General features: G+C 67.9%; 2 protein-coding genes and 2 pseudogenes. 1 reads left to right on the top strand and 3 read right to left on the bottom strand.

Annotation, left to right across the window (positions count from 1 at the left end; genetic code table 11):
• The 3 genes and pseudogenes from A5711_RS21935 to A5711_RS21925 all read right to left on the bottom strand — a co-directional run.
• Nucleotides 1-218: pseudogene (locus tag A5711_RS21935) on the bottom strand (sensor domain-containing protein); the annotation flags it as partial.
• Nucleotides 219-256: 38 nt separating this feature from the next.
• Nucleotides 257-1705, bottom strand: coding sequence for a catalase (locus A5711_RS21930; protein WP_067950247.1), 1449 nt, complete (start codon nt 1703-1705; stop codon nt 257-259).
• A gap of 119 nt (nt 1706-1824) precedes the next feature.
• Nucleotides 1825-2193 carry a hypothetical protein gene (locus A5711_RS21925; RefSeq protein ID WP_067950245.1) on the bottom strand — a complete coding sequence of 123 codons (369 nt, stop codon included), beginning with the start codon at nt 2191-2193 and terminating at the stop codon, nt 1825-1827.
• An 11-nt stretch (nt 2194-2204) separates the two neighbouring features.
• Here A5711_RS21925 and A5711_RS27350 point away from each other — a divergent pair.
• Nucleotides 2205-2283 (top strand): annotated as a pseudogene (locus A5711_RS27350) (L-histidine N(alpha)-methyltransferase); the annotation flags it as partial.

The following is a 2283-nucleotide window of genomic DNA, read 5'->3' as shown; positions in this document are numbered from 1 at the left end:
TTGTTGCACACCGGAACGTCCACCCAATCGCCCTGCACCGGCCGGGTGAACACCGACTCCCAGCCCATGGGGCCGCCGACGATGTTGCCGACCGACCCCTTGCCCAGGACCGCGTAATTCACCACCCCCGGGTCGGAGGGGTGCGCGGCCGCAACCGGAAGTGCGACCGCACCGCCGACCCCCAGGCCGAGGGTGACGACGGCCGCGCGAGCCCGCATGGTCATGAAGCGATCATGCCAGCCACCCCGGCACGAGGTCAGCCCCCGTTTGCCCGGACGCCCTCTTCGACCTTCTTGCCGAGGTCGGGATCGACGTTGCGCCAGTACTCGAACACCCGCGAGAGCACCGGCTCCTTCACGCCCTTGGAGACGTGGCCAATGATGTTGTGCGCCAGCCGGTCCCGGGCCTCGTCGTCGAGGACCTCGCGGACCATGGTGCCCGCCTGTCCCCAGTCGTCGTCCTCGGCGTGCAGCGTGTAGGCGGCGCGGACCATGTCGCCGTCGGCGTGCCAGCGCACCTCGGCGGCACGCGCCGGGTCGGCGTGCGGCCCGCCGTAGGAGTTGGGCGCATACACGGGGTCGGAGACGTTCTTCATCCGCATCGCGCCGTCCTTCGAGTAGCTGTTCACCTCGACCTTCGGCGTGTTGACGGGGATCTGCCGATAGTTGGTCCCCAGCCTGGCGCGGTGCGCGTCGGAGTAGGAGAACCCGCGGGCCTGCAGCATCTTGTCGGGGCTGAGCCCGGTGCCGGGCACGGTGTTGTTCGGCTCGAAGGCGGCCTGCTCGATCTCGGTGTGGTAGTCGGTGACGTTGCGGTTCAGCGTCATCTTGCCGACGTCGATCAGCGGGTAGTCGCCGTGCGGCCACACCTTGGTCAGGTCGAACGGGTTGAACCGGTAGTTGCGGGCCTCCTCGTACGGCATGATCTGCATCTTCAGCGTCCAACTCGGGTGATCCCCGCCCTCGATCGCGTCGTACAGGTCGCGCTGGTGGTAGTCGCCGTCCTCGCCGGCCAGCCGGTCGGCGTCCTCCTGGGTCAGGAAGTCGATGCCCTGGTCGGTGATGAAGTGGTACTTCACCCAGAAGATCTCGCCGGCGGCGTTGATCCAGCTGTACGTGTGGCTGCTGTAGCCGTTCATGTGCCGCCACGTCTTCGGGATGCCGCGGTCACCCATCAGCCAGGTCACCTGGTGCGCGGACTCCGGTGAGAGCGTCCAGAAGTCCCACTGCATGTTGTGGTCGCGCAAGTTCGTTGCCTGCATGCGCTTTTGGGACCGGATGAAGTGCTGGAACTTCAGCGGGTCGCGCATGAAGAACACCGGCGTGTTGTTGCCGACCAGGTCGAAGTTGCCTTCGCTGGTGTAGAACTTCAGCGCGAAGCCACGCGGGTCGCGCCAGGTGTCTGGGCTGCCGCGCTCGCCGGCGACCGTCGAGAACCTGGCGAGCATGTCGGTCTTGGTGCCGGGCTGGAAGACCGCGGCCCTGGTGTATTGGCTGACGTCGTTGGTGACTTCGAAGGTGCCGAAGGCGCCGCCGCCCTTCGCGTGCGGCTGCCGCTCCGGGATGCGCTCCCGGTTGAACTGGGCCATCTGCTCGATCAGGTAGTGGTCCTGCAGCAGGATCGGCCCGTCGGGACCGATCGTCAGCGACTGGTCGTCGCTGGGCGCAGCGATGCCGGCGTCAGTGGTGGTGAAACGCTCCGTCATTTCGCTCTCTCCTCGTTTGCTGGGCTGACTCCGGGCTGTGGCGACGAAAATTGCTGCACGCCAATAACCCTGCTCTCTTTCTGGACCACGTCAAGAAAAACCTCGGCGTGGGCCTTCCGCTAGGGCCGTCGCGGCGGGGGGCTGGGGGTTGCGCTCGCCGGCGGCGGGCCGCCAGGACCGCTCACACCCGGACCGCCGGGGGGCATGGGCACGATCAACCCGGGACCGCCGTCACCCCATGGGCCGCCGGCGGATCCGGGCCCACCGGACCCCCACGGTCCGGGGCCGTATCCAGGTCCCCACGGGCCGTTGCCCGGCCCGGGACCACCCGGGCCGCCACCCGGCTTGAACATCTGGCCGTGGTGGTGGTGGCAGTGCTGGTGATGCCAGACGAACGCGCCGGCGAAGAACACGGTGGAGATGATGAAGACGATGCCGGCGACGATGATCACCCACGCCGCGGCCAGGTAGAGCCGCGGAGGCTTCATCCGCTCCGGCGGCGGCGGTGATCAACCGGCAACTCGACGCCGATTTCGACGTCGAGGCGTTCCAACACGTGGCGCGCTGGAACGCCGAGG

Origin of the sequence: Mycobacterium sp. E2238 (assembly GCF_001672665.1) — a bacterium.
GTDB lineage: Bacteria > Actinomycetota > Actinomycetes > Mycobacteriales > Mycobacteriaceae > Mycobacterium.
The sequence above is the reverse complement of the archived record's forward strand: the minus strand, read 5'-3'. Positions and strand labels throughout refer to the sequence as shown.

Bases quoted from the DNA above. Each gene is read 5' to 3' on its own strand.
- A5711_RS21925 (WP_067950245.1), bottom strand. From the start codon at position 2,193: ATGAAGCCTCCGCGGCTCTACCTGGCCGCGGCGTGGGTGATCATCGTC.
- A5711_RS21930 (WP_067950247.1), bottom strand. From the start codon at position 1,705: ATGACGGAGCGTTTCACCACCACTGACGCCGGCATCGCTGCGCCCAGC.